Source organism: Streptomyces sp. DSM 15324, assembly GCF_001514285.1.
GTDB lineage: Bacteria > Actinomycetota > Actinomycetes > Streptomycetales > Streptomycetaceae > Streptomyces.
The window spans coordinates 260669-287103 of sequence record NZ_KQ949035.1 but is presented as its reverse complement, the minus strand read 5'-3'; the positions used below and the strand labels follow the sequence as shown (position 1 = coordinate 287103).

The 26435-nt window shown below is 74.7% G+C and carries 12 protein-coding genes; 3 read left to right on the top strand and 9 right to left on the bottom strand.

Translation table 11 applies throughout. The annotated features are described in order from the left end of the window. The coding region (locus AQJ58_RS44015) for an SDR family NAD(P)-dependent oxidoreductase (RefSeq protein ID WP_199844746.1) at nucleotides 1-9488 on the top strand (9488 nt) is incomplete at its 5' end. Nucleotides 9489-9567: 79 nt separating this feature from the next. Next, nucleotides 9568-10614 carry a ketoacyl-ACP synthase III family protein gene (locus AQJ58_RS33940; RefSeq protein WP_067257103.1) on the top strand — a complete coding sequence of 349 codons (1047 nt, stop codon included), beginning with the start codon at nucleotides 9568-9570 and terminating at the stop codon, nucleotides 10612-10614. Nucleotides 10615-10716: 102 nt separating this feature from the next. On the opposite strand, the gene AQJ58_RS33935 is transcribed toward AQJ58_RS33940, so the two are convergent. The 6 genes from AQJ58_RS33935 to AQJ58_RS33910 form a co-directional block, all read right to left on the bottom strand. Further along, a complete protein-coding gene (locus AQJ58_RS33935; RefSeq protein WP_067257102.1) occupies nucleotides 10717-11484 on the bottom strand; it encodes an ABC transporter permease in 768 nt (255 codons plus the stop codon). Nucleotides 11485-11487: 3 nt separating this feature from the next. Further along, nucleotides 11488-12456, bottom strand: a complete 969-nt coding sequence (locus AQJ58_RS33930; RefSeq protein ID WP_067257100.1) for an ABC transporter ATP-binding protein — start codon at nucleotides 12454-12456, stop codon at nucleotides 11488-11490. An 82-nt stretch (nucleotides 12457-12538) separates the two neighbouring features. Beyond that, a complete protein-coding gene (locus tag AQJ58_RS33925; RefSeq protein WP_067257098.1) occupies nucleotides 12539-13321 on the bottom strand; it encodes an NAD-dependent epimerase/dehydratase family protein in 783 nt (260 codons plus the stop codon). Next, nucleotides 13305-14789, bottom strand: coding sequence for an NDP-hexose 2,3-dehydratase family protein (locus tag AQJ58_RS33920; protein ID WP_067257096.1), 1485 nt, complete (start codon nucleotides 14787-14789; stop codon nucleotides 13305-13307). The genes AQJ58_RS33925 and AQJ58_RS33920 overlap by 17 nt, the downstream gene beginning before the upstream one ends. A gap of 107 nt (nucleotides 14790-14896) precedes the next feature. Continuing rightward, on the bottom strand, nucleotides 14897-15712 hold the full coding sequence (locus AQJ58_RS33915; protein ID WP_079079399.1) for a 4'-phosphopantetheinyl transferase family protein: 816 nt from the start codon (nucleotides 15710-15712) through the stop codon (nucleotides 14897-14899). After that, entirely contained in the window at nucleotides 15709-16560 is an 852-nt protein-coding gene (locus tag AQJ58_RS33910) for a metallophosphoesterase family protein (RefSeq protein WP_067257095.1), read from the bottom strand. Before AQJ58_RS33910 ends, AQJ58_RS33915 begins: the two co-directional genes overlap by 4 nt. A 292-nt stretch (nucleotides 16561-16852) precedes the next feature. Between AQJ58_RS33910 and AQJ58_RS33905 the strand changes: the two genes are divergently transcribed. Next, nucleotides 16853-17623 (top strand): thioesterase II family protein, encoded by a 771-nt coding sequence (locus tag AQJ58_RS33905; RefSeq protein WP_067257093.1) that lies wholly within the window; start codon nucleotides 16853-16855, stop codon nucleotides 17621-17623. A 51-nt stretch (nucleotides 17624-17674) separates the two neighbouring features. Here the strand turns inward: AQJ58_RS33905 and AQJ58_RS33900 are convergent, their stop codons facing one another. The 3 genes from AQJ58_RS33900 to AQJ58_RS33890 all read right to left on the bottom strand — a co-directional run bounded on the left by AQJ58_RS33900 (nucleotide 17675) and on the right by AQJ58_RS33890 (nucleotide 25835). Continuing rightward, nucleotides 17675-20554, bottom strand: coding sequence for an AAA family ATPase (locus AQJ58_RS33900; RefSeq protein ID WP_067257091.1), 2880 nt, complete (start codon nucleotides 20552-20554; stop codon nucleotides 17675-17677). Between the two features lie 71 nt (nucleotides 20555-20625). Beyond that, nucleotides 20626-23145 carry an AAA family ATPase gene (locus tag AQJ58_RS45520; RefSeq protein ID WP_067257090.1) on the bottom strand — a complete coding sequence of 840 codons (2520 nt, stop codon included), beginning with the start codon at nucleotides 23143-23145 and terminating at the stop codon, nucleotides 20626-20628. Continuing rightward, the gene (locus AQJ58_RS33890) at nucleotides 23142-25835 is read right to left on the bottom strand and encodes a LuxR family transcriptional regulator (protein WP_067257088.1); all 2694 of its coding nucleotides are present in this window, start codon (nucleotides 25833-25835) and stop codon (nucleotides 23142-23144) included. The genes AQJ58_RS45520 and AQJ58_RS33890 overlap by 4 nt, the downstream gene beginning before the upstream one ends. Between the last annotated feature and the right edge of the window lie 600 nt (nucleotides 25836-26435).

Genomic DNA, 26435 nt, shown 5'->3' with positions numbered 1-26435 from the left:
TCGGTCACCGGGTGCTGGCGGTGGTGCGGGGGAGCGCGGTCAATCAGGACGGTGCGTCGAATGGTCTGACGGCGCCGAACGGTCCTTCGCAGCAGCGGGTGATCCGTGCGGCGCTGGCGGCCGGTGGGCTCGACGCGGCCGAGGTGGACGCGGTGGAGGCGCACGGCACGGGCACGGCTCTGGGTGACCCGATCGAGGCCCAGGCGCTGCTCGCTACCTACGGGCAGGGTCGTGAGCGGCCGTTGTGGCTGGGTTCGGTGAAGTCGAACATCGGGCACACGCAGGCCGCCGCGGGTGTGGCGGGTGTGATCAAGATGGTGCTGGCGATGCAGCACGGTGTACTGCCGCGCACGCTGCACGCCGACGAACCCACCTCCCAGGTGGACTGGACGGCCGGCTCGGTCCGGCTGCTCCAGGCCACCACCGACTGGCCGCAGGCGGCGGACCGCCCACGCCGGGCGGGCGTCTCCGCCTTCGGGGTCTCCGGCACCAATGCCCACGTCGTACTGGAGCAGGCCCCGCAGGAGCCCGCCGCGGAGCCCGGCACTCCCGCCCCCGCCCCGGCCTCCCTGCGCCTGCCGTCCTCGGCGGTGCCGTGGCTGGTCACCGGCCGCACCCCGGCCGCCCTGCGCGAGCAGGCCCGACGGCTCGCCGACTTCGTACGGTCGGGTCCGGCCGCCGATCCGGCGCACACCGCCGCCGCGCTGCTGACCACCCGGTCCGTCTTCGAGGAACGCGCCGTGCTGCTCGGCTCCGACCGCGACGACCTGCTGCGCGGCCTGGAGGCCCTGGCCGCGGGCCACGCCCGGCCCGGCCTCGTCACCGGCTCCGCCTCCGCGAGCGGCCGGACCGCCTTCCTGTTCGCCGGGCAGGGCGCTCAGCGCCCGGGCATGGGGCGTGAACTCCACGCGACGTACGAGGTGTTCGCGGACGCCTTCGACGAGGTGTGCGCCGAGGTCGACACCCATCTCGAACGCCCGCTCCAGGACGTGGTGTTCGGCACGGACGCCGACCTGCTGAACCGTACCGAGTACGCGCAGCCCGCCCTCTTCGCCCTGGAAGTCGCCCTGTTCCGGCTCGCCGAGTCCTTCGGCGTACGCCCCGACGTGGTCCTCGGCCACTCCGTCGGCGAGCTGGCGGCCGCGCACGTGGCGGGGGTGTGGTCCCTGGCCGACGCCTGCCGGCTGGTGGCGGCGCGCGGGCGGCTGATGCAGGCGCTCCCCGAGGGCGGCGCCATGCTCTCCCTCCAGCTCCCCGAGTCCGAGGTGTCGGCCCTGCTGGAGGGACGCGGCGACCGGGTCGGCATCGCCGCTGTCAACGCCCCCCACGCCACGGTGGTCGCAGGCGTCGCCGCCGACGTCGCGGAGATCGCGGAAGAGGCCAGGGCGCGTGGTCATCGCGCCACCGCGCTCCGCGTGAGTCACGCCTTCCACTCGCCGCTGATGGAGCCGATGCTGCGCGACTTCCGGCGGGTCGCCGAGTCGGTGGAGTTCCATCCGCCGCGGCTGACCGTCGTCTCCGACCTCACCGGCCGCCCCGCCGACCCCGACGAGCTGACCTCCCCCGAGTACTGGGTGCGGCACGTCCGGCACGCGGTCCGCTTCGCCGACGGCGTCCGCGCCCTGGCCGGTCTCGGCGTCACCCGCTGCCTCGAACTGGGGCCCGACGGCACCCTGTCCGCCCTGGCGGCGCAGAGCCTGCCGGCCGAGGGCGAGGTGCTCGCCGTTCCGGCCCAGCACAAGGACCAGCCCGGACCCCGGGCCTTCGAGACGGCCCTCGCCGCCCTGCACACCCGGGGCGCAGCCGTCGACTGGACCGGCCTCCTCACGGGGGCGGGCACAGGCGCGGGTGCGGGCTCGGACACCGGCACCTCCGCCCCGCCGCCCGAGCCCCTGCCGACGTACGCCTTCCAGCGGCGACGCGCATGGCTGCCCGCCGCACCGTCCGGCGCCGCCGGGATCCGGGCCGCGGGCCTCGGAGCCGCGCGCCACCCGCTGCTCGGCGCCACCGTCGAACTCGCCGGTGCGCAGGGCGTCCTCTTCACCGGCCGGCTGTCCGCGCGCTCCCACGCCTGGCTCGCCGAACGCGAGACCGCCGGCAGCACGCTGCTGCCCGAGTCCGTCCTCGTCGAACTGGCCGTACGGGCGGGGGACGAGGCCGGCTGCACCGCCCTGGAGACCATGACCCTGCGCGAGCCGCTGCCGCTGCCCGCGCAGGGCGGCGTCCGGATGCAGATCCTGGTCGGAGCCGCCGACGACTCGGGGCGGCGCACGGTCACGGTCCACTCCCGGCCGGACGACGACGAGGGCGACCACCTCTGGCGCTGCCACGCCGAGGGCACCCTGACCACCACCGGCAACTCCGGCGCCCAGCCCGCCGAGACCGCGCCCACGACCGACATCTGGCCGCCCGAGCAGGCCGAACCCGTCGACGTGGAGCAGCTGTACGAGGAGCTGTCGCTGCGCGGCCACTCCTGCGGACCCGCCTTCCGCGCGGTGCGGGCCCTGTGGCGCCGAGGCAGCGAACTCTTCGCCGAACTCGCCGTACCGGACGGGCCGCGCGAGGCGGGTGCGGCCGCCTTCGGCCTCCACCCGGTGCTGCTCGACGCCGCGGCGCAGACCGCCCTGTGGGCCGCGCCCGAGGCGGGCGAGGGCCGCGTGGCGCTGCCGCAGGACTGGCAGGGCGTGACCGTGCACGCGACCGGAGCGGCCACCGCCCGGCTGCGGGTCACCGGCGCGGGCACCGACCGCGTCTCGCTCAGCCTCACCGACGCCCAGGCAAGGGCGCTGGTCACGGTCGACTCCGTCGCCCTGTCCTTCCCCGCGGTCTCCGGGCTGGTCACCGATCCGCAGGTCGACGGACTGTACGCGCTGGAGTGGGCGCCGGTGTCCGGGCAGGCCGCCGAGCGGCGACCCGCCGACGGCGACTGGGCCGTCCTCGCCCCCGACGGCGCGGCCCTCGCCACCCACCTCGCCGGGCAGGGTGTCACCGTCCGTGTCCACCCCGACCTCGCCGCGCTGCGGGCCGCCCTGGACGAGGGCGCCGCGGCGCCCACGACCGTGCTGCTGCCGGTCGCCTCCGCCGGCCGCCCCGACGACGGCGGGAGCCTCGCCACCGCGGCCCGGGACGCCACCGCGGCCGTCCTGGCCACCCTGCGGGAATGGCTGGCCGACGAGCGCCTCGACGGAACCCGGCTGGCGGTGCTCACCCACCACGCCGTGGCCGCCGCCCCCGACGACCGGGTGCCCGACCTCGCCCACGCCCCCGTCTGGGGACTGGTCCGCACGGCTCAGTCGGAGCACCCCGGCCGCTTCCTGCTCGTGGACCGTGACACGCCCGACTCCCTCCCGCCGTCGGCCCTGCACGGCGAAGAGCCCCAACTCGCGGTCCGTGAGGGGGCATTGCTGGCGCCCGGTGTCGTGCGGGCGCCTCGCCCCGCCGAAGCGGCGTCGTCCGGGTTCGGCCCCGACGGCACGGTGCTGATCACCGGCGGCACCGGCGGTCTGGGCGCCCTGACGGCCCGGCACCTGGTGACGGAGCACGGCGTACGGCGGCTGCTGCTGGTCAGCAGGTCCGGCCCCGAGGCACCGGGCGCGGCCGGCCTGCGCGACGCGCTGACCGCGCTCGGCGCCGAGGTGACGGTCGAGGCGTGCGACGTCAGCGACCGCACCGCGCTGGCCGCCCTGCTGGCCGCCGTCCCGGCCGCACACCCCGTCACCGCGGTGGTGCACACCGCGGGTGTCCTCGACGACGGTCTGCTCACCTCCCTCACGCCCGAGCGTCTCGCCACGGTCTTCGACGCCAAGGCGACCGCCGCCGCCCATCTGCACGAGCTGACCCGGGATCTGGACCTGTCCGCCTTCGTGGTGTTCTCCTCGGCGGCGGGTCTGCTCGGCAACCCCGGCCAGGCCACCTACGCCGCCGCCAACACCTTCCTCGACGCCCTCGCCCGGCACCGCCGCGCGGCGGGGCTGCCGGCGACCTCACTGGCCTGGGGGCCGTGGGAGCGGTTCGGCGGTATGACGGCCGCCCTGGACCCCGCCCACACCGCGAGGACGGCCGCCCAGGGAGTCGTTCCCCTCTCCGCCGAGCGGGGCCTGTCCCTCTTCGACGCCGGCACCGCCGCCGGCCCGGCGCTGCTGCTCGCGATGCGGCTCGACGCGCGCGCCCTGCGCTCACGCGCCGAGGCCGGGGAACTCCCCCCGATGCTGCGCGCACTGGTGCGCGTCACCGTCCGGCGCGGCGCGGCCGGCGAGGGCGGCGGATTCGCCCGCCGGCTCGCCGCACTGCCGCGTGCCCGGCGGCACCGCGCGCTCGCCGAACTCGTCACCGGCCAGGTCGCCGCGATCCTCGGCTACGACAGCACCGACCTGGTCGGCTCCGACAAGCCGTTCAAGGAGCTGGGGTTCGACTCGCTCGCCGCCGTGAACCTGCGCAACCGGCTCGGTCAGGAGACCGGACTGCGCCTGCCCGCCACCCTCGTCTACGACCACCCCACCTCCGGTGCCCTGATCCGGTACCTGGCCGCGGAACTGGGCGTGGGCGGGGAACAGACCGACGGCGTCGGCACCCCCGACGGCCCGGCCCCCGCCGTACCCGACGACGACCCGGTGGTCATCGTCGGCATGGGCTGCCGCTACCCCGGCGGAGCGGACTCCCCCGAAGCGCTGTGGCGCCTGGTCGCCGCGGGAGCCGAAGGACTGGGCCCGTTCCCGGCCGACCGCGGCTGGGACCTCGACGCGCTGTACCACCCGGACTCCGACCACCCCGGCACCACCTACGTCCGCGAGGCCGGATTCCTGTACGACTCGGGCGAGTTCGACGCCGAGCTCTTCGGCATCTCCCCGCGCGAGGCGCTCACCATGGACCCCCAGCAGAGGCTGCTGCTGGAGACCTCCTGGGAGGTCTTCGAGCGGGCCGGGATCGCACCCGCCTCCCTCAAGGGCAGCCGCACCGGCGTGTTCGCGGGCGTGACCTACCACGACTACGCCTCCGGGATGCAGGCGGGCACCGCCGGGAACGTGGCCGCCGGCCGGGTGTCGTACGCCTTCGGTCTGGAGGGCCCCTCGGTGGCCGTGGACACGGCCTGCTCGTCCTCCCTGGTCGCCCTGCACCTGGCGGCGCAGGCGCTGCGGGCCGGGGAGTGCGACCTGGCGCTGGCCGGGGGAGTGGCGGTGATGTCGCAGCCGGACCCGTACGTGGCCTTCAGCCGGGAGCGCACCCTCGCCGCCGATGGCCGGTGCAAGCCGTTCTCGGCCGACGCCGACGGCACCAACTGGGCCGAGGGCGTGGGCCTGCTGCTCCTGGAGCGGCTCTCCGACGCCCGTCGGCGCGGTCACCAGGTCCTCGCCCGGATCGCCGGGAGCGGCATCAACCAGGACGGTGCCTCCAACGGACTGACCGCCCCCAGCGGCCCCGCCCAGCAGCGGCTGATCCGGCAGGTGCTGCGCTCCGCCGGACTGCGCGCAGCCGACGTGGACGCCGTCGAGGCCCACGGCACGGGCACCCCGCTCGGCGACCCGATCGAGGCCCAGGCCGTCCTCGCCACCTACGGACAGGACCGGGAACACCCGTTGTGGCTGGGCTCGATGAAGGGCAACGTCGGTCACACCCAGGCGGCCTCCGGCGCGGGCGGCGTCATCAAAATGATCATGGCGATGCGGCACGGCGTCCTGCCCCGCACCCCGCACACCGACCCGCCCTCCCCGCACGTCGACTGGTCCGCGGGCGCCGTGGAACTGCTGCGGACGGACGTGGCCTGGCCGCCCGGCGACCGCCCCCGCAGGGCCGGTGTGTCCTCGTTCGGCATCAGCGGCACCAACGCCCACGTCATCCTCGAAGAGCCGCCCCGGGACGGGGAACACGCCGACGGCGGCGACACCCCCCTCGACACCCCCACCGCCGATGGCACCCCGCTGCCGCTGCCGTTGTCCGCGCGCAGCGCCGAGGCCCTGCGCGGGCAGGCGGCCCGCCTGCACGCCTACCTGACGGAGGAGCCGGCGCCCCGGCTGGCGGACGTGGCCCTGTCACTCGCCACCACCCGCTCCGCACTGGAACACCGGTCGGTGCTCACCGTCCCCGACCGCGACCGCGCGCTGGACGCCCTGAAGGCCCTCGCGGACGGGACCGCGCCGGGCACCGCCGTCGTCAGCGGCACCGCCCCCACCGGCTCCGCCGCACCCGCCGTCGTGTTCGCCTTCCCGGCCCCCGACGCCCGGTGGACGGCGGGTGCCGCACCGCTGGCCGACGCCGCCCCGGTCTTCGCCGAGACGCTCGCGGCCTGCGGACGGGCCCTGTCCGCACTGGTCGACTGGACGCCCGCCGAGGTCCTGGCCGGACGCGCCGCCCCCGACTGGACCGACCGTCCCGAGATCGCCGGACCGCTCGGCTGGGCGGTGGCCGTCGCGACGACCGCGCTGCTGCGTTCGTACGGCATCGAGCCCGCGGCGGTGACCGGCCGGGGACTCGGGGAGATCGCGGCGGCCTGTGCCGCCGGACTGCTCCCGCTGGAGACCGGTGCCCGCATCGCCGTGCACCACAGCCGGACCACGCCGGGGGAGCTGCCCCCGGTCCGCTTCGGGCCCGCCGACGCGCCGTTCTGCTCCGCCGCGACCGGTGGCTGGCTCGACGGCGACGAGAGCGAGGCCGACGCGTGGGCGGCAGGCCTCGCGGGCGATCCCGCACGGCCCGGACAGGCGCTGCGGGCGCTGCTGGACAGCGGCCACCGCACGCACGTCGTCCTCGGTACGCCCGACCCGGGCGCAGAGCGGGCCGACGACGGCACCCCGCCCGAGCAGCAGGTCGACCTGCTGCCGCTCACCGCACCGGACGGAACCGGCCTCGTGACCCTCCTCGCGCAGCTGCACGTCCGGGGCGTCGACGTCCACTGGAGCACCCTGCTCGCGCCGTCCGGGGCCCGCCCGATCCCGCTGCCGACGTACGCCTTCCACCGCCGCCACTACTGGATGGCACCCGCCCCGCAGCCCGGCGCCGGCGTCCCCGCCGCCGGCCCGGCGGGCCGGCACCCGCTGCTGGACTCGGCCGTCGAACTGCCCGAGCCGGGCGGGCTGGTGCTGACCGGCGCGCTGGACCGCGCCGCCCTGTGGCCCGCCACTCACTCCGGCACCGGGGCCGTGCCCGGCTCGGTGCTGGTCGAACTCGCCGTCCAGGCCGGCGAACAGGTCGGTTGCGACCACGTCCTCGAACTGACGCCCAAGGCCCCGCTGGTCCTGCCCGAACGGGACGAGGTCGCGCTGCGCGTCACGGTCGGCGAGGCGGACGCCGCGGGGGAACGCGTCCTGCGCGTCCACTCCCGGCGCGTGGGCGCCCTGCCCGGCACACCCTGGACCTGCCACGCCCGGGCGGTGCTGAGCCCCGCCGCCGGACCGGCCTCCTTCGACCTCGAACTGTGGCCGCCCGCCGACGCCGAGCCCGTCGACCTCACCGGACTGCCCGGGACCGACGACGGCAGCCTTCGGGGCCTGTGGCGGCGCGGTGACGACCTGTTCGCCGACGTCGCCCTCACCGACGGACAGCGGCCGCAGGGAGCCTCGTACTGCCTGCATCCGGCGCTGCTGGACACCGCCCTGAGCGCCCTCGCCCGCACGGAGGAGACCACCGGCACCGGCGGACCGGCGCTGCCCGGCTCCTGGCACCGGACGGCGCTGTACGCCGTCGGAGCCCCCGCGCTGCGCGTCCGCCTGACGCGTACCGGGAGCGACACCGTCGCCCTGGAGGCCGCCGACGACATGGGGCTGCCCGTCGTGTCCATCGGCGAGATACGGCTCGCCACCGCCGACCCGGAGCGGCTCACCGGTGCCCGCACCACGCACCACGGACCGCTGTTCCGGCTGGAATGGCCCCGGACCGAGTGCCCGGCCCCCACGGACAAACCCCGCTGGGCACTCGTCGGCCCCGATCCGCTCGGCGCCCGCGCGGCCCTGATGAGGGCGGGCGTCTACACCGAGGCGTACGACGGCCCGGCCGCGCTCGCCGAGGCACTGGACTCCGGCACGGCCGTGCCCGAGGCGGTCCTGGCCGGCTGCGTACCGGAGCCCGGGGACCCCACCGGCGCCGCGGCGGTGCGCCACATCGCCGCGCTGGCGCAGGAGTGGCTCTCCGACGACCGCTTCGCCGACGCCCGGCTCGTCGTGCTCACGTGCGGCTCGCTCGCCGCCGACGCCACCCGCGCGCCGGACCCGGCCGTCGCCGCGGTGTGGGGCCTGATCCGCTCCGCCCAACTGGCCCGTCCGGGGCGGCTGGTCCTGGCCGACCTGGACGGCAAGCGCGCCTCCTGGCGGGCCCTGCCGGCGGCGCTGACCCTCCCCGAGCCGCAACTGGCCCTGGCCCAGGGAGAAGTACGCGTCCCACGGCTGACCCCCGTGATCACCCCCGCCGACGGAGCGGGCCTGCCGACCGGACCCGAAGGGACCGTCCTGGTCACCGGAGCCGACCGGCCGGCCGGCACCGAGATCGCCCGGCACCTGGCGGGCCGGCCGGACGTGCGCCGGCTGCTGCTCGCCGCCCCTGCCCCCGGCGAGGAGCAGGAACTGCTGCGGGACGAACTGGCCGCACAGGGCACCGAGGTGATCGTCGCCGCGTGCGACCCGGCCGACCGCGAGGCGCTGACGGCGCTGCTCGCCTCGGTGCCGGCCGCGCACCCGCTGACGGCTGTCGTCCACGCGGCCCGGGTACCGCGGCGCCCCGGGACGGACGACACGGCGGCGGCGGACCCGCTGCACGGGGAACTCCTCGCGGCCCTGCACCTCGCCGAGCTGACGGCGCCGGGGCGGCCCGGCGCCGCCGCGGTCCCCCTGGTCCTCCTCTCGTCCGCCGCCGGCACGCTGGGAGACCCCGGACACGGCGACGACGCCGCCCTGGGCGCCTTCCTGGACGCCCTGGCGCTCCGCCGCCGGGCCGCCGGGCTGCCCGGGCTGTCGGTGGCGTGGGGGCCCTGGGACGGTGAGGACCGGAACGCGAGCGCGTTGCCCGCGGGCGTGGGACGGCTGTCCCGGACCGCCTGCCGGGACCTCTTCGACGCGGCCTGCGCCCAGGACGCGCCCACCGCCGTCCTGCTGCGCCCGGACACCGGGACGCTCCTCGGCCGCGCGGGCGACGCGGGCCTGCCGGCCCCCCTGCGCGACCTGGCCGGAGCACCGGCCCGGCGCCGGGCGGGCCGGCCGGGATCCGCGGGCGCGCTCAGCATGCTCCGGCGCCGGCTCGCCGGGCTCGGCGACAGCGAACGCGACGCCGTGCTCATGGACCTCGTGCGCACCGACGTGGCGGCGGTGCTCGACTACCCCTCGCCCGCGGCCGTCGAGGACACCCGGGCCTTCCGGGACATCGGCCTCAACTCGCTCACCGCGTTCGCCCTGCGCAACCGGCTGCGCGAGACCACGGGACTGCGGCTGCCCGCCGCCCTGCTGTTCGAGGCCGACACCCCCGTCCTGCTGGTGAAGCGCCTCAAGGAAGAGCTGCTGCGCGGGTGACACGGGCGTCCCGCCCGTCGCCCGGCCGACCCCGACACCACCACCCGAACGACACGACACTCAAGGAGAACAGCCACAGATGAAGACGAACGGCGTCTACGTCGACACGGTCGGGGTCTACATCCCGGAGCAGCGGGTGACTGTCGAGGAGGCCGTCGAGCAGGGGCTCTACGACGAGTTCTCCATCCAGTACGCGACCGGGCTCACCGCCGCCTACATCGCCGGCGACATGCCCGCGCTCGACATGGCCGTGCTCGCCGCCCGGCACGCGTTCCGGCGCTCGGACAACGAGATCGACGACCTCGACTACCACGTCCACTGCACCGCCGTGCAGCACGGCCCCGAGGGCTTCTACCCGCCCGGGTACGTGCTGCGCGAGCTGGGTGCGAGCGGGGTGGCGAGCACGGACGTGCGCCAGCACTCCAACGGGCTGCTCGCCGGCATCGAGGTTGCCGTCGGACAGCTGACGGGAGCCGCGGGCGCCGAGACCGCGCTGGTGACGGCGGCGGAGAACTTCACCAGCCCGCTCATCGACCGGTGGCGCGGCTTCGGCACCGGGTTCACCGCCAGCGACGGCGGCGCCGCCGTCCTGCTCAGCGGCGAGGGCGGGTTCGCGGCGCTGCGGGCGGTGAACTCCGGGACCATGCCGGAGCTGGAGCAGTGGCACCGCGGGCAGGAGTCGCTGCTGCCGTTCCGCGGGGAGGAGCGCAAGGCCTCCGGCACGATGGACCTGCTGATGTACTTCAACCAGCACGTCATGCCGCTCGACAAGTGCATGGAGATGATCCGCGACTTCGAGCTGGACCTGGTGCACCGCTCACTGGTGGACGCGGGGCTGAACGCGTCGGACCTGCGCTGGGTGGTCGCCGCGAACAGCGACTCCCTCATGGTCGAGCAGACGAAGATGCAGCCGCTGGGCCTGCCGATGTCGCGCTCCACCGCCCACTTCGGCAAGGAATACGGTCACATGGGCGCCTGCGACATGGCGGTCTCCCTGAACCACCTGCTCACCAACGGGCTGGTGTCCCCCGGCGACAACGTCCTGATGACGACGTCGGCGGCCGGCTGGGTCTCCACCTCGGCCGTGCTCACCATCCTGGAGATCCCGGAGTGGGCCCGGTCCTGACGCCCCCGGGCCCCCGCGCCCGCGGCGGGGGCCCGGCGAAAACACCGGACCCGGCACCACGTCCCCGTGGTGCCGGGTCCATTCCGCGCCGCGCGCGGGGGCTCACGCGTCCCGGTTGCGCAGCACGAGATAGCCGCCGAGCAGGGCCGCGGCCACCCACGCCAGCATGATGGCGAACCCGCCCCCCGCCCCGTAGGGCAGGTCCGACTTCGGCACCACCCGCACCATCGCCGCACCGGCCTGGTCGGGAAGGTACTCCGCCACCTTCTTGGCTCCCGGCACGGAGGCCAGGATCTGCGTGACGAGGAAGAAGAACGGCATCAGGATGCCCATGGACAGCATCGAACTGCGCAGCATGGTGGCCACGCCCATCGAGAACACGGCCATCAGCGTCATGTAGAGCGCCGCGCCGAACGTCGCCCGGAGGACGTTGTGCGCGCCCAGCGTGGTGCTGTGCGATCCGAGGGCGGCCTGCCCGGCGAAGAACGTCACGAACGTGGTGGCGAGACTGACGGCCAGGGCCGCGCCGGTCGCCACCGCGACCTTGCTGAGGTAGAAGACCCCGCGCCGGGGGACCGCCGCCAGGGAGCTGCGGATCGCGCCGGTGCTGTACTCGGAGCCGATCACCATGACACCGAACGCGATCATCGCCAACTGGCCGAGGAGACCGCCGGTGAAGCTGGTCCCGGCAGGGTCGAAGGCGAGCTTCTCCTGCTCCGAGAGGCTGTCGTAGTCGGAGTTGGACAGGGCGCTCACGAGCGTGCCGAAGGCCACGGTGACGGCGAAGGCGGCGAACAGGGTCCACCCCGTGGAGCGGACCGTGGTGAGTTTGGCCCACTCGGAGCGCAGGGTCGCTGTGGGTGCGGACATGGGTCAGGACTCCGTTCCGGTGGTCTGCGGCGCGTTCGCGCCCTCGCTCGACGCGGCGGCGGGGGCGGGCGTCCCCGTGCGGTACTCGGCCGCCTCACCCGTCAGAGCGATGAACGCCTCTTCCAGGGAGGCGTGCTGCGGGCTCAGCTCGTGCAGCAGGACGCGGTGCTCCAGGGCCAGTTCCCCGAGCCGCTCCACGGGTGTATCGGTGACCTCGAAGATCCCCGGGGCGCTCTCGTCGGCGGTGATGCCGGCCGCCGCGAGGGCGTCGCGCAGCTTCTCCGGTTCCGGGGTGCGGATCCGCACGGACGAACGGGAGTTGCGGTCGATGAAGTCCTGCATACCGGTGTCGGCGAGCAGCCTGCCACGGCCGATGACGACCAGATGGTCCGCGGTCAGCGCCATCTCGCTCATCAGGTGGCTGGAGACGAACACCGTGCGGCCCTCCGCCGCCAGCCGCTTCATCAGCGTGCGGATCCAGTGGATGCCCTCCGGGTCGAGACCGTTGACCGGCTCGTCCAGCATCACGATCTCCGGGTCGCCGAGCAACGCCGCGGCGATGCCGAGCCGTTGCCCCATGCCGAGCGAGAAGCCCTTGGGCCGCTTCTTGGCGACCTCGCCCAGACCGACCTCCTGGAGCACCTCGTCGACCCGCGGCATCGGTATCCGGTTGCTCAGGGCGAGGCACCGGAGGTTGTCGTACGCGCTGCGCCCGCCGTGCATCGCCTTCGCGTCCAGCAGCGCGCCGATGCGGCGCAGCGGATCCTTCAGCCGGGCGTAGGGTTCGCCGTCGATGAGGACGCGGCCCGCCGTGGGACGGTCCAGACCGAGCATCATCCGCATCGTGGTGGACTTGCCCGCGCCGTTGGGGCCGAGGAACCCGGTGACGCAGCCCGGCCGGACGGTGAAGGTGAGGTCGTCGACCACCACCTTCTCGCCGTACTGTTTGGTCACTCCCGCAAGCTCGATCATGTGGCCACGCTAGGTGGAGTCGCCGCTTCCAGCCGGTGCCCGGGGGGACATGTCTAGAGGTTCCCCCAGTTTTGCGGCGCGGTCACCGCGCGGGCAGCGCCGCCAGATCCTGCGGCTGGGCGGTGTAGTAGGGCAGATACGCGTCCAGCAACGCTCCCAGATAGGCCGGATCGGGGACGGCGGCGCGGAAGTCCGGCACCAGCCGCCGCAGGCGCCGTACGGACGCACGGGTGACGGCGGTCGGGCCGGGACGGTGTACGCGCCGGGCCGTGACGCCCAGCCGCTCCTCGACCGCGGTCACGATCGCCTCCACCGGTTGCGGGACCCCCGAGGCGACGTTGACGACCTCGCCGTGGACGCCGTCCTCGAGGAGGCGGCCGACCGCGTGCACCAGGTCCCGCACGTCCAGCAGGTCGCGGTGCGCTCCCTGATGGACCGTCACCTCGCCCTCGGAGACGTGCCGTACCAGGGTGGGCAGCAACTGGTGCGGCCGCTGGTGGTGGCCCACGGCGTGACTCACCCGCAGGATCAGGTGCTCGACGCCCGAGGAGCGCACCACGCTCTCCAGGGCCAGCTTGTGCCTGCCGTACGCCGTCGGCGGCCGGAGCGGACCGGTCTCGTCGACCTCGTCGTCCGTGAAGCCGTACATGGAGAACGAGGCGGTGGAGAGGAACAGCAGCCGCCGGCCGTCCCGCCGGCACGCGTCGAGGACCTCGTAGAGGAGCTGCGCCTCACGGTCGTACTCGGACACGGCCGTGGTGGCCGTGCTGGAGACCCCGGAGGCGATCGTGGTCACCTCGGGGAAGCGGTCCCCGAACGCCTCGGCCAGATTGCGGGCCAGGAATCCGTCACCGATGATCCGCACGGCTGCCTCCCCTGCCCGGGGCGGCGGCCCCGATCGAGCGGACTCCCGCCGCGGGCAGCCCGGTCGGGAGCCCGGTGACGCTGCGCAGGGCCGCGACCAGTGTCCGCGCCTGCACGTTGACGTAGTGGCTGTACTTCAGCAGCTCACCGAGCTGACGCAGCGTCACCCACCGGTAGCCCGCCGGGATCTCGTCGGGGACGCCGTCGTCCGCCTCGATGATCAGGTACCGGTTCTGCGCGTTCAGGAAGCGGCCGCCCTCCTCCGACAGCACCGTGTCGAACAGCACCTGCTCCGGGCGGGCCCCGGTCACCAGGTCGAGGAAGCGCGGCTGGTCCGACGCGGGAAGATGGGCGTAGTTCTCCGGGGTGTACTGCACGGTGGGGCCGAGCTCGACGACGTCCAGATAGCCCGGCTCGACCCGGGCCTGCACCAGACAGTGCGGCACCCCGTCGATCCGGCGTACCAGCATCGCCGAGATGCCGATGCCGTGCGGTTCGAGCAGCGGCTGCGACCAGGACGTCACCTCACGCCGGTTGGACGAGACGTCCACCGGCACGATGCTGAAGAACAGCCCTCTCCGGTGCGAGATGCGGTCCTCGGTGCGGAACCAGTCCCGCCCCTCCACCTCGCTCAGCGGCAACAGGGAGGCGCTGACCTCCCGTTCGCTCTGCTGGGTGGTGATCCAGCTGCGGATCGCCACGTCCGGGTGGAGGCCTGCGGCCGGACCGGTCCCGTGGTGCCAGTCGGGGAGACAGGAGAGCACCGTGCGCGCGTCCATGTTCACCAGGTTCTCGTAGTGCAGCAGCGCGTTGACCTGCCGCAGGGTCAGCCAGCAGAAGTCCTCGCCCGCCTCGACCTCCGGACCGACCTCGACGATCATGTTGCGGTTGCGCTTGCAGAAGAACCACGAGCCCTGCTCCGACTGGAGCACGTCGGCCAGCACCCGGTGGCCGCGGGCCTCCGGCTCGCGGAAGCAGTCCAGATACGGCACCGACGCACCGCCGTGCACCCGGGTGTAGTTGCTCTTGGTCGCCTGCACGGTCGGGGACAGCTGCACCCCGTTGACGTTGCCCGGCTCGGACTTCGCCTGCATCAGGCAGTGGAGCACCCCGTTGGTCTCGCGGACCGCGAGACCGAGGATGCCTATCTCGGGTTGCCTGATGATCGGCTGGGTCCACTCCGGCACGGGACCGAAGTCGGTGCTCACCCGTACGCCGCGCACAGTGAAGAACCGCCCGCTGCGATGCGCCAGGTCGCCGCTGCCCGGGACGAAGTCCCACCCCGACATCTCGGCGAAGGTGGTGCGCCGCACCACCTGGCTGTGCATGCGGCGGCGCTGGTCGAACCAGTCGAAGAACTCGACGTCGGTCATCACCTCGCCGCCCTCGGCCGTCGCGGAAAGGGCCAGCCGCGCGGCCAGCAGTGCCTCGCTGTCGGACTCGGGTCCGGTCGTGTTGAGCTGGGGCATCGCTGCCTCTCCATCGGATCGTCATCGGTTCGAGGCGCCTCACGGCAGCCGGTGCGGCCCAGGGGATCGGCCTGCGGCCGGTGGGCGCCAGGCGTCGGGGAAGGCCGTCACGCGGGCGCGGACGGCCGGGTGCGCGGCGCGCCGGACACGGCGCGGCCCATCGGCTCGAAGGCGGCCGGTACCCCGCCGGGCACCTCGCCCGGTGCCCGGCCCGGTCCCTCGGCCGGGCGGCGCACCACGGGTGCCAGCGCGGTCAGCACCAGCCCGCCCTCCACGAGCCAGCGGCCGGTGAGCCCGGCGCCGCCCACGGGGCCCGCGAACTCGCGGGGCACCGGCACCAGCAGCGTGACGTCGAACGTGCCGCGCGCCGCACCGGCGAGGTCCGGCTCCCGGGTGAAGCGCAGCCGGGCCTCCTCGAACCCCAGCGGCCGGCGGGCGAGCGGGAACCACACCTTGTAGACCGACTCCTTCGCGCTGAACAGCAGCCGGTCCCAGGGCACCTGCGGTGCGGTGCGCGTCAGCCGGGCGAGATCGGCGCGCTCCTCGGGCAGGGACACCGCCTCCAGGACGCCGTCCGGCAGCGGGGCCGCCGTCTCGGCGTCGACGCCGAGCGCCGCCAGGTCGGTGGCGCGGGCGACCGCCGCCACCCGGTAGCCGTCACAGTGGGACACCGCACCGACCACCCCGGCGGGCCAGCGGGGTTCCCCCTGAGGACCGGACAGCAGCGGAACGGCCGGAAGTCCCAGCGCGGCCAGCGACAGACGGGCGCACCGCCGGCCGGTGGCGAACTCGCGGCGGCGCTTGTCGACCGCCCGCGCCACCATCGCCTCCTCCTCCGGGAACAGCGGCGGCCCGGTCAACTCGCCGCGCACCTCGGTCACTTCGACCGTGTCGGGCAGCAGGCGGCGCATCAGCGGCGTCACCGGGCACCTCGCCGGGGCAGGATCTCGCGCAGCAACGGGTCGGGCATGCCGCGGGCCTGCCACTCGCGCGGGTAGCCCAGCGACACCTCGCGGTGCGGTACCCCGTCGTGCCAGGTGGTGCGCGGGATGTGCAGATGGCCGTAGACGACGGTCGCCGCCCGGTAGCGCCGGTGCCAGTCATGGGTGGCGGTCGTCCCGCACCACAGGGCGAACTCCGGGTACCGCAGGATGCGGGTGGGTTCGCGCACCAGCGGGAAGTGGTTCACCAGCACCGTCGGCAGGTCGGACGGGCAGGCGTCCAGCCGCTCGCGCGTGTACTCCAACCGTGCCCGGCACCAGGCCGCCCGGTCGGGGTAGGGGTCGCTGTGCAGGAGGAACTCGTCGGTGGCCACCACCCCGGCCTTCTCCGCCCGGGCCAGCGCGTCGGCGGTGCCGGTGGCACCCGGCGGCAGGAACGAGTAGTCGTACAGCAGGAACAGCGGTGCGATCACCACCGGCCCGTCCGGTCCCGGCCACTGCACGTAGGGGTCCTCCGGGGTCAGCACCCCGAGGGACCGGCACAGTTCGACCAGGCTGCGGTAGCGGGCCTCACCGCGCAGCGTCACCGGATCGTCGGGATGCGTCCACAGCTCGTGGTTGCCCGGCACCCACACCACGGTCGCGAACCGCTCGGCGAGCAGCCGCAGCACCCACTCGACGTCCGCCGTCAGCTCCCCGATGTCACCGGCGACGATCAGCCAGTCGGAGGGATCGGAGGGGCGCAGCCGCCGCACCACGGCGCGGTTCTGCTCGTAGGCGACATGCAGGTCACTGACCGCGAAGAGCCTGCCGCCCGGGACGGGGCTCACCGCTTGTGCGCCTCGCCCAAGGCGGGCCGTGGAACCGTGGTGCTGGGCATGGGAACTCCTCGCTGGGGGTCCGGAGCCTCGATACGCGTCCGGCGCTCAGCTTTATGCCACCGCGCCGTCCCGCCGCACAACGGGCAGCCGCCCCACAGCTCCAAGAACAGGGGAAACGCCCAGACTTCGGGGAGCGGGCGGCCGTCCGGCCCCGGCGGTGCCCGATAGTGGCGGCACACCTTCAGGAGCACGCCAGTGATCCAGCCCACCGAAATCCGCTGACACAGGACGGACGAACAGCGTGAGTGTTTCCCCCGCAGACGACGGACTGTGGTGCCGACGGTTCGACCCGGCCCCCGACGCCGCCCACCGCCTGATCTGCTTCCCCCACGCCGGCGGCTCGGCCAGCTACTACCTCCCCGTCGCGACCGCGCTCAGCCCGCGCGTCGACGTCGTGGCCGTGCAGTACCCCGGACGTCAGGACCGGCGCAACGAGCCGCTGATCGACGACATCGGCACGCTCGCGGACCAGGTGCACGAGGTGCTGCGCGGCTGGGACGACCGCCCCCTGACCTTCTTCGGGCACAGCATGGGCGCGCTCGTCGCCTTCGAGGTCGCCCGGCGGTTCGAGCGGGAGGGCAGCGGTCCGGTACGGCTCTTCGCCTCGGGCCGGCGTGCCCCCTCCCGCTACCGCGACGAGAACGTCCACCGCCGCGACGACGACGGCATCATCGCCGAGATCAAGTCCATGAGCGGCACCGACGACCGGCTGCTGGGCGACGAGGAACTGATCCGCATGATCCTGCCCGCGCTGCGCGGCGACTACCGGGCCGTGGAGACCTACCGGTCCGCCCCGGGTGCCACGGTGGACTGCCCGGTCACCGCGCTCGTCGGCGACAACGACCCCAAGACGTCGATCGACGAGGCCCGGGACTGGGAGAAGCACACCACCGCCGACTTCGACCTGCGGATCCTGCCCGGCGGCCACTTCTACCTCAACAGCCGTGCCGCGGACGTGCTGAAGCTGCTCGAAGAGCACTTCACCGCGCAGAGCGCACCGCAGGCCACCTGAACGGGGATGGAGAGCCGCGCGGTCGCCCGCCGTCCCGGACCCGGCCGGCGGTCAGGCCGCGCCCTGAGGGCGGATCGTTTCGGCGGGCGGAGCCTGCGTGCCCGGCGACTCGAACAGGCCCGCGTCCTCGAGGGCGCTCGCGAGCCCCGCACGGCCGGATGTCGACATCTTGCGGTAGCAGTTCGTCAGGTGCTTCTCCACGGCACGCCGGGAGACCCCGAGAGCGTCGGCGATGGCCTGGTTCGTCAGCCCCTCCACGGCCATCCGCGCCACCATCCGCTCGGTCGACGTCAGCCCCCGCGTCGGGACGCCGACCGCCGCCGGTCCCAGCAACTCCTGGGCGCGGGCCGCGATGCGCGCGGCTCCGCACTCCACGGCCAGCTCGTGCGACGTGCGCAGCGCCGCCTCCGCCTCCGCCCTGTGACGAGGTGCCACTGCCTCCGCCAGCCGCAGCAGGACCGACGCCCGCGTGAGCAGGTCGCCGGACGCCTCCAGCACCCCGGCGGCCTCCCGCAGCAGCCTCGGCGCCGAGGACCCGCCCGTCACGGAGGCCTGGAGGGCGAGCGCGCGCCCCAGGCCCGACGGGGCGCCCCAGGCCCTCGCCTGTTCCAGGTGCCGTTCGGCCAGGTGCTCGGCGCGCTCGGACTCGCCCATGCGGTGCAAGGCGCGCGCCGCCCAGTACGCCGCCGGGGCGAGGACGGGATTGCGCCAACCCGCCCGGTCCAGGGCGTACTCGGCGTCGAGGTAGTGCTCCACGGCCATGCCCGGCTCGTGCCGGCGCTCGGCCTTCATGCCCCGCACCATGACGAGCAGGGCGGCCAGCACACAGTGCTCGTGCATCCCGCGGATCCGCTCCGGCAGCGCCTCGACGAGGTCCGGCTCGCGGGTCCGCAGTGCCACCATCACCGACGCGATGATCGAGAGCGTGCTCGCCTCCTCGGGGCCGGACACCGACAGGGCCCGTACCGCCCGTTCCCGTGCGGCGGTCAGCCTGCCCTGGGCGAGCAGGACCAGCGCCTGTTCGCTGAGCACCACCGACTGCTCCACCCGTCCGCCCCGGCGTTCCGCGTCGGCCAGGGCCGTGTCCAGCCAGGACATCAGCCCGGTGACCGAGTCCGCGGTGACGGCGACCGGAATCACCAGCGGCACCACGGTGTGCACGTGGGCCGCGGACGCCGGCTCGTGCTCCAGGACCCGGCTCGCGAGCGCACTGAGCTGCGCGGCGGGCAGCGTGGCGGAGACCGTCGCGGTGTACGTGAGCGACACCAGCAGCTCCCGCTGCCCCGGGTTCGTCATCTCCGGTCGCCCGCCCAGCCCGGCCAGCCGGTCCGCGGCCGACGCGAGCACCGACGGATCGAGGTCGCAGAGCTGATGGAGCCGGGCCTCCAGCCGCAGCTCCAGTAGCCGGCGGTCGCTCGGCCGCATCTCCGCGGCGGGCAGTTCCCGTGCCGTCTGCCGCATCGCGTCCTCCAGCGACAGCAGGGTGGCACCGGTCGCCACCGGGGTGAGCGTCAGCAGCGCCTCGGCGCGGGCCCGCGCGCCGGACAGCAGCGGGAGCGCCTGGGTGATGTGCCGGACGGCCACGGACGGCGCGAAACTGCGCTCCGCCGTGGCCAGTTGGACCAGCAACTCGGCCCGCGCCTCACTGTGCGGCGGGACGTCGAGCAGCGCCCGGCGCAGATAGGGGGCCGCCGTCTCCGGGGCGCCGCCCCGCACCGCGGCGTCGGCGGCGTGACGCAGCGCCGCCACCGATTCGTCGTCCAACGGGGCGGTACTGGCGAGGAGATGGCCCGCCACCCGCTCGGGCGCGTGGCCCCGGTACCGCAGGAGTGCGGCCGCTCTCAGGTGCAGCCGATTGCGCTCGCCCGGCGGCATGGTGTCCTCGATCACCTCGTGCACCGCTTGATGCGCCAGCCGCAGACCGGTGCCCTCCCGGACGACCAGCGTCAGCCGGCGCAGCCGCCACAGAGCCGTCTCCCGGTCCACCCCGTCCAGTCCGGCCAGTTCCCCCACCACCTGCGGCTCGGCACCGTCCCCGAGGACCTGCAGCGCACGCGCGGCGGCCAGGACGGAGGGCGGCTGGTCCTGGAGCCCCAGCAGGAGCCGCCGGCGCAGCGCCGGCGGCACCAGCGCGGCCACCTCGGACGCGCCGGCCGCCACCGGGGCGATGCCGCGGGACCGGCATTCCTGGAGCAGCGACACGAGGTGCAGCGGGTTGCCGCGCGTGGCGGCGTGACACGCGGCCGTGAACTCCGCCTCGGCCGGTGTGCCGAGGTGCTGCAGGATCAGGGCGTCGACCGCCGCCGGGCCCAGCGGGGCCGGGAACAGCGTGTGCTCCGCGGCGGCGAGCGGACGGACCCCGGGCGGCTCCGCGGCGGGCTCTCCCTCGCAGACCGTCGCCGCGACCAGGATTCCGCGCTGGGGCACCTGCTGCACGAGCTGCTCCAGCCAGTCCAGCGTGCCCGCGTCCGACCAGTGCAGATCGTCGATCAGGAGCACGGGAGTGCGGTCCTGGCTCATGTTCTCCACCAGGGACAGCAGGGCCCGCACCGTCGTCGCCGTGTGCTGGCGGGGCGACTCCGGGTCGCCCTGGAGGAAGCCGAGCGCGGGCCGGGCGGAGCCGGCGCTCCATCTGCCCACGAAGGTACCCGACTTGACCACCGGCTCCAGCAGTTGCCGGGTGACACCGAGAGCGAAGGAGCGTTCCGCGGGGGCGGCGTAGGCACGCATCACCAGGGGCCGGGGAAGGGCCGCCGACCCGGCCGTCGGGCCGGTGGTCAGGCGGGCGGCGAGTTCGCCGATCTCCGACAGGACCGCCGACTTGCCGATTCCGGGCGGCCCGCTGATCACGACCATGGATCCGTTGCCGTGTGCGGCGAGCCGGAGGGCCTCGGCCGCCACTGTCAGTTCGTTCTGCCGCTCGAGCAACATGCCAGCGGCCTCCTTGCGCGGTGTGATGGAGCTTGAGGGGGGTGGGTACGAGGTGCGTCGAATGCGCGGCGTCAAGGGTCCATCGACATCCCGCCGTCGTGGTACCCCTGTCCGGTGGACGCGGTGACCGGCCGTACCCCGCAGCGCGCTCCGGCGGCCTCCCGGGCGACCACGGTCTGGACGAAGTGCCGGGACCCGGGCGTGTGGCCCAGCCGGCGCAGCGCGAGTTCGGTCAGCCGCGCCGCCTGCGGCGCGGGTGAGCCGAGGCCCCGGCGCAGGTCGGTCCAGGCCAGGGCGGAGTCGGTGCCCCACCGTCGGGCCAGTCGCGACTCCTCCGCGAACAGCTCCGCCGCCCGGTCGTCCGCCCCGCAGCCCAGGTGGGCCAGCGCCGCCAGCGAGCGCCAGGCCACCAGCCCCGGGTTGGCCCACCCCCGGGCGGCCATGCGCCGGCCGCACTCCTCGGCCTCGGCCAGCGCCCGCCGGGGGCGCCCCTGGCAGAGGTACAACTGGGCGCGGGAGTAGAGCAGATGGATCGCGGCGTCACTCTCGTCGGCGGCCGGCGTCAGCTCCTCACGGGCCAGCCGGTCCGCCTCCGCGTAGCGCTCCCGCGCGACCAGGAGGCGGATCTCCAGCGATCGCAGCAGGGTGAGCCGGGTGGGATCCCACACCTCCGCCGGTGCCAGGGACCGGCAGGAGGCAAGGTCGTGCACGGCGATGTCGGGGGCTCCGGCCTGAAGGTTGAGCTGTGCCCGCAGCAACCGCCCCCAGGCCACGAGCACGGGACTGCGGCGGCGGCCGGCCTCGGCGAGGGCGACGTCCAGGGCATCGCGCGCCGCGTCGTGGGCGTCCGCGACGGACAGGGCGCAGCAGGCGGCGAACCGGGGGAGCAGCGCCGCGTCGAGCGGCGCCCGCAGGGCCTGGCGGCACATCTCGCGCACGGCGGCCGCGTCGTGGCCGCGCACCGTCTGCCGCCACGCCTGCGCGGTGAGCGGCCTCGGGTGCAGGGCGGCACCGGACGTGTCGTGTGCGCCCGGCCGCGCCCCGGAACCCCTGGGCGACCCGGGGCGCGGGGCGTCCTCCTCCAGGATCTCCGCGGGCCCCCCGTCGTAGGTACCGAGCGACACCGGCAGGGCATGAGGGCTGCGGCTGATCCGGAGGTCCTCGGCGGCGGCCCGCACCCGCAAGGGCGCCTGCGTCCCGGACAGCAGCTCCGCGATCCGGCGGTCCGCGGCCTCGGGCGCGCTCATGCTGTACGACTCGGCGGCCTCCAGGAGCACTTCCGCGCGCTCCCCGGCGCTGAGCGGCTCGCGCAACGCGCGCTCCAGCACCACGGCCGCCTCGGCGTGACGACCGCGGGTGAGCAGAGCGCGGGCGGTACGGCGCAGCACCGACGGCACCCAGGGCTCGCCCAGCGGCACCGTGTTCAGCAGGAGGAGGGCGAGCGCCTCCTCGTCGGCGTCACAGTGGTGCGCCCAGCGGGCCGCCTGCGCGTGCAGCCGCTTGCGCTCGTCGCCCGCCAGACCGGTGAGCAGAGGGGCCGTGCAGCCCGGCATCCGCACCGGCGGTGGATCGCCGTCGCCGATCAGGCCCTGGACCCGCAACGTCCGCAGGGCACACGACAGTTCGGTTTCGTCCAGCTTCACCAGGGCGGCGACCCGCTCCACCGGCAGCAACTCGCGGCAGACCGCCAGCCCGCGCAGCAGCGCGAGCGGACCCCCCACCAGGTGCGCGGCCGACTCGGTCGCCCGGTCCCGGTGCGCGGCCTCGATCTCCTGGGAGAGCGCCGTGCGCAGCCCCACGGAGGACACGAGCGCGGGATCGCGGCGGACCTTGTCCACGGAACGCAGCATCACCCAGGGGCTACCGCCGGTGAGGCGGCTGACGCCGGCCCACCAGACGTCGTCGGACGCCGGGGGGACGGGCAGCCCCGAGGCGGTGCACATCGCATGGACCTCGGGCACGCCGAGCGGGCCGAGTTCCAGCAGCAGCCCCCGGTGGTCGGGGGAGGCGGCCGCCTGGTCGAGGAGCCCGGCGCAGGCGTCGGGGAACTCGCCGTGGGCGCTGGTGACGGTCAGCAGCACCCCGAGCGGCGCCGAGGACAGCCTGCGCAGCAGTCCCGCGAGGACCTGCACCGATTCCGGGTCCGCCCACTGGACGTCGTCCAGGGCGACGAGCGTCGGCCGGTGCGCGGCGGCCAGGAGGGAGCGGCACCAGCCCTGCACGGAGTCCTGCGCGGACGGCTCTTTGGCGAGGGCCGCACCGCCCACCGGGGAGCGGCCCGGCCGCAGCTGTCGTACCAGGGAGTACGGAGCGGGCGGGGCCGGCGCCGTGCCCACCGCGGTCAACACCTGGACACCGGCGGCCCGGGCGAAGGCCGTGCCGCGCCGCAGCAGGCGGCTGCGCCCGGAGCCCGGGCTGCCGTGGATCACCGTCACGCCGGGATGTCCGGCGGCGAGCCGGTTCATCATGTGCAGCAGCGCCGCTTGTTCGGCCTGTCGCCCGTACAGCGGGGCGAAGCCGTCCAGGGAGGCCGGCTTGAGCGGGAACGGGGTGACGGAGGACGCCGTCCGGCCGTCCGGTGCGGCACTCATCGCGCTCCGCCACCGGACGGGGACGCGCTCATTCCGGTGGCCCGCAGGACGCCCACCAGATCCTCCCGGCCGCTCACGCCGAGCTTCTGGTAGGCGTGGGTCAGGTGCAGTTCGACCGTACGCCGGGTGATGTACAGCGTCTCGGCTATCTCCCGGTTGGAACGGCCCGCCATCGCCAGGGCGGCGACTCTGCGCTCGCGTGCCGTCAGGGCGTCGTCCGGGCGGCCGCTGACCTGGCGGGGCCGCCCGCCCGCCTCGGCCAGCCGGACCCGGATGGCCGTCGCGGCGTTGCCGGCGCCGCACCCGATCGTCAGGTCCAGCGCGGTCCGCAGCCGGGGCCGGGCGGCCAGCGGGTCGCCGGCGTCCAGCAGGGCGGACCCCAGCGCGTACTCGGCGCGTGCCCGCAGCAACCGCGCCGGGGATTCGGCCAGGCGGCTGCAGGCGTCGTCGAGGAGCCGGTGTCCGGCCCGGCCCGGCGTGGCCAGCCCGCGGGCCAGCAACTGCAGTCCGGCGCCGCGCGGGGTGTCGCACCGGCCGACGAGCGCGACGCCCTGGGCCGCCACCTGCCGCGCCTCGGCGGGTCGGCCCAGCTCCGTCAGCAGGTTGGCCGTCTCCAGCCACCACGGCAGCACCAGCGGGGACTCGGCGCCCTGCGGACCGAGGGCCCGGCCGCCGGCCCGCAGGGCCACCAGGGCACCGGCCAGGTCGCCGTGCTCACGCCGTACGGCCGCCGTCGCCCACCAGTACAAGGGGTGGACGTGCGACAGCCGGCGCAGGTCGGCGCAGCCGGCCTCGGAGAGGACCGCCGCTGCGGCGGCGATGCTGCCGCGCTGGGCGAGGACATAGGCGAAGACGACGGCGGACGTGACGGCGGGGCCGTCGTCGCGCCGGCGCTCGAGTTCCAGGGCCTGCCGGCTGTCCCGCTCGGCCGCGGGCAGGTCGCCCGTCGCGCTCAGCACCAGGGCCCGTACCGTGAAGGCCTGGATCCGGCTGGGGTCGAGTTCTCCGCGCAGCGGGTTGCCGAGGAGCCGGTCCAGCGTGGCGAGCGCCGTGGTGTTGTCGTCGGCGAGGTTCGCGACGACGGCGGCGGCGATCATCGACAGGTCGTCCAGCGGGGTGCCGGGGGTGCCGACGGCGCTGAGGCCGGGGTGCTCGGGGACGGGGCGGCCGCTGAGCACCGACAGGGCGGCGCGGGCCAGCCGCAGCCGACGGTTGCCGGGGCTGTCGTCGCAGGGCTCGCTCGAGGTCCGGAGGCGCTCCTTGACCCAGAGCACGGTCCCCGGTTCCAGCGCTCCGCTGAGCAGCAGGGCGGACTCCAGAGCCGCCCTGCACTCCTGCGGCACGACGACCTGCGACGAGCCGGGCCGGCGGTCCAGCACGTCGGCGAGCAGCCGGGCCGCCTCGTCGCCGCGACCGAGCGGGACGAGCGTGTCGGTGTACCGCAGGGCGAGCTCGGCGAGTTCGTGTCCGTCGGTGCTGCTGGCGAGGAGCATGCTCAGGTGGTGGACGGCCAGGTCCGGTGCGACGGTGCCGAGGGTGTCGGCCAGCAGGCCCCTGATCCGGCGGAGCGTGCGGGAGTTCTCCCCGGCACCGATGTCGAGCGCGTGGGAGAGGTACCGTACGGCGGCCCTCGGGGAGTCGGTGGCCAGGGCCGCGCTGTAGAGGGCCTCCAGCATCCACGGTGCGGCCCCGAACCGGATCCGCAGGAGTGCCTGCGCCACCTGGGTCGGGGGGCGGCCCGCGTCCTCCAGCAGCCGGGCGGCGCGGGCGTACAGCGGAATGAGGTCGTCGCTCGCGAGACCGGCCGGCATGTCGTCGTCCGGATCGCGGGATCCGGCTCGCGCACCGTCGAGCGGCAGGAGCCGGCGTTCGGCGAGATGGTCCAGAGCCCGGCGCACGGTCGGCAGCGGCATCCGGATCAGTTTGCTGACCAACTCCGGTTCGGCGCAGCCGAGTACGGCCACCGCGGACAGGACGGCCGAGGCCGAGGAAGGCAGTTGACCGATGTCCTGCGGCGTGGCGCGGTCCCCTCCTGCCGCTCCGCCCGTCGCGCCGCCTGCGCCGGTGTACCGGTCGACGAACGCGTGGACCGCCGCGGGGATGCCCTCGGACTGCTCCGCGCACCGGCGCAGCAGGGCCGTGGAGGGTTCGTGCCCCAGTTCCCGGAAGAGCAGTTCGGAGATCTCGTCGGTGGTGAGGGGCATCAACTCCCGTGCGGTCCACGGGTGATGGGTGAGCAGAGCGGCGAGGGCCGGCGGCTCGGTGACGGGGGGCATCGTGATCACCGGCAGTAGGGGCAGTCCGACGGATCTGCGCAGGACGTAGTCGAGTGCGCGCAGCGAGCGGGGTCGGGGCAGGTGCGCGTCGTCCATGGCGAGGACCACGGGCCCGCGCCGGCAGAGCTCCATCACCGTCTCATGGAGCTGATGGCACGTCAAAGGCGCCTCGTCGGCGGGTGTTGGGCCTCGGTCCGCGGCACAGTGTACGGCCCCGGGGGCGTCGTACCACGTGCCGTCCCGCGGGCCGGCGCGCAGCACCGACGCCCAGGGTTGCACCAGGTCGCAGAAGGCGTGCAGCAGCGTGCTGCGGCCGACTCCGGCCGGTCCGGTGAGCATCACGCCGGTGGACGCTCCGGAGTCGGTCCCGGGGACGCGGCGGATGAGTGCCGAGAGCACGGTGGATCTGCCCACGAGGGATTCGGCCGGGGTGGCACGTGTGAGCGGTGAGCGAGGGGCCGGTAAAGCCGAAGTGAGGTTCACGGGGCCACCGAATGTTCTGGGGGGACGGACACTTGATGGACTTTGTGGCGAGGCGCCGGGGAAATGGGGAGCCGGGCCACATGGGCGGCACAACGGCACGGGGAGGGGGGAACTCGCGGTGGCCCAAGGGGTGAAGGGCGTGGGCGCACACCGCTTTGTAAGCGGTTTTCGGCGCTCTCTTCTCGGTTCACAGCTGGTGCACACACAACGCTGTGGATTGTAGCCGATACTCACTGTCGACATGTGAGTGATGTGAAGGACATGAGGGTCGGAATGCCCCGCACAGGTGCTCCGGCGGTGCCCGGGAAAGGCCAGAAGTGCCTGCTGAGGCGGGTATTGCGTCCGGTTCATCCAATTCGCGGCGATGTGGTGCGGGTGTGAATGGAACGGGACTAGTGAATCACCTAGAATTTGAGTCAATACTGCCGGTGGATACGTGGCGGGATCGCGCGCCGCTTTTTCCTGCGAGCGGCCGGCCGTCCCGGCGATTTTCCTCCTCGCGCACGAAGCCTTCTTGCCCGGCAGCAGGCC

Bases quoted from the DNA above. Each gene is read 5' to 3' on its own strand.
- AQJ58_RS33940 (WP_067257103.1), top strand. From the start codon at position 9,568: ATGAAGACGAACGGCGTCTACGTCGACACGGTCGGGGTCTACATCCCG.
- AQJ58_RS33935 (WP_067257102.1), bottom strand. From the start codon at position 11,484: ATGTCCGCACCCACAGCGACCCTGCGCTCCGAGTGGGCCAAACTCACC.
- AQJ58_RS33930 (WP_067257100.1), bottom strand. From the start codon at position 12,456: ATGATCGAGCTTGCGGGAGTGACCAAACAGTACGGCGAGAAGGTGGTG.
- AQJ58_RS33920 (WP_067257096.1), bottom strand. From the start codon at position 14,789: ATGCCCCAGCTCAACACGACCGGACCCGAGTCCGACAGCGAGGCACTG.
- AQJ58_RS33900 (WP_067257091.1), bottom strand. From the start codon at position 20,554: ATGTTGCTCGAGCGGCAGAACGAACTGACAGTGGCGGCCGAGGCCCTC.
- AQJ58_RS45520 (WP_067257090.1), bottom strand. From the start codon at position 23,145: ATGAGTGCCGCACCGGACGGCCGGACGGCGTCCTCCGTCACCCCGTTC.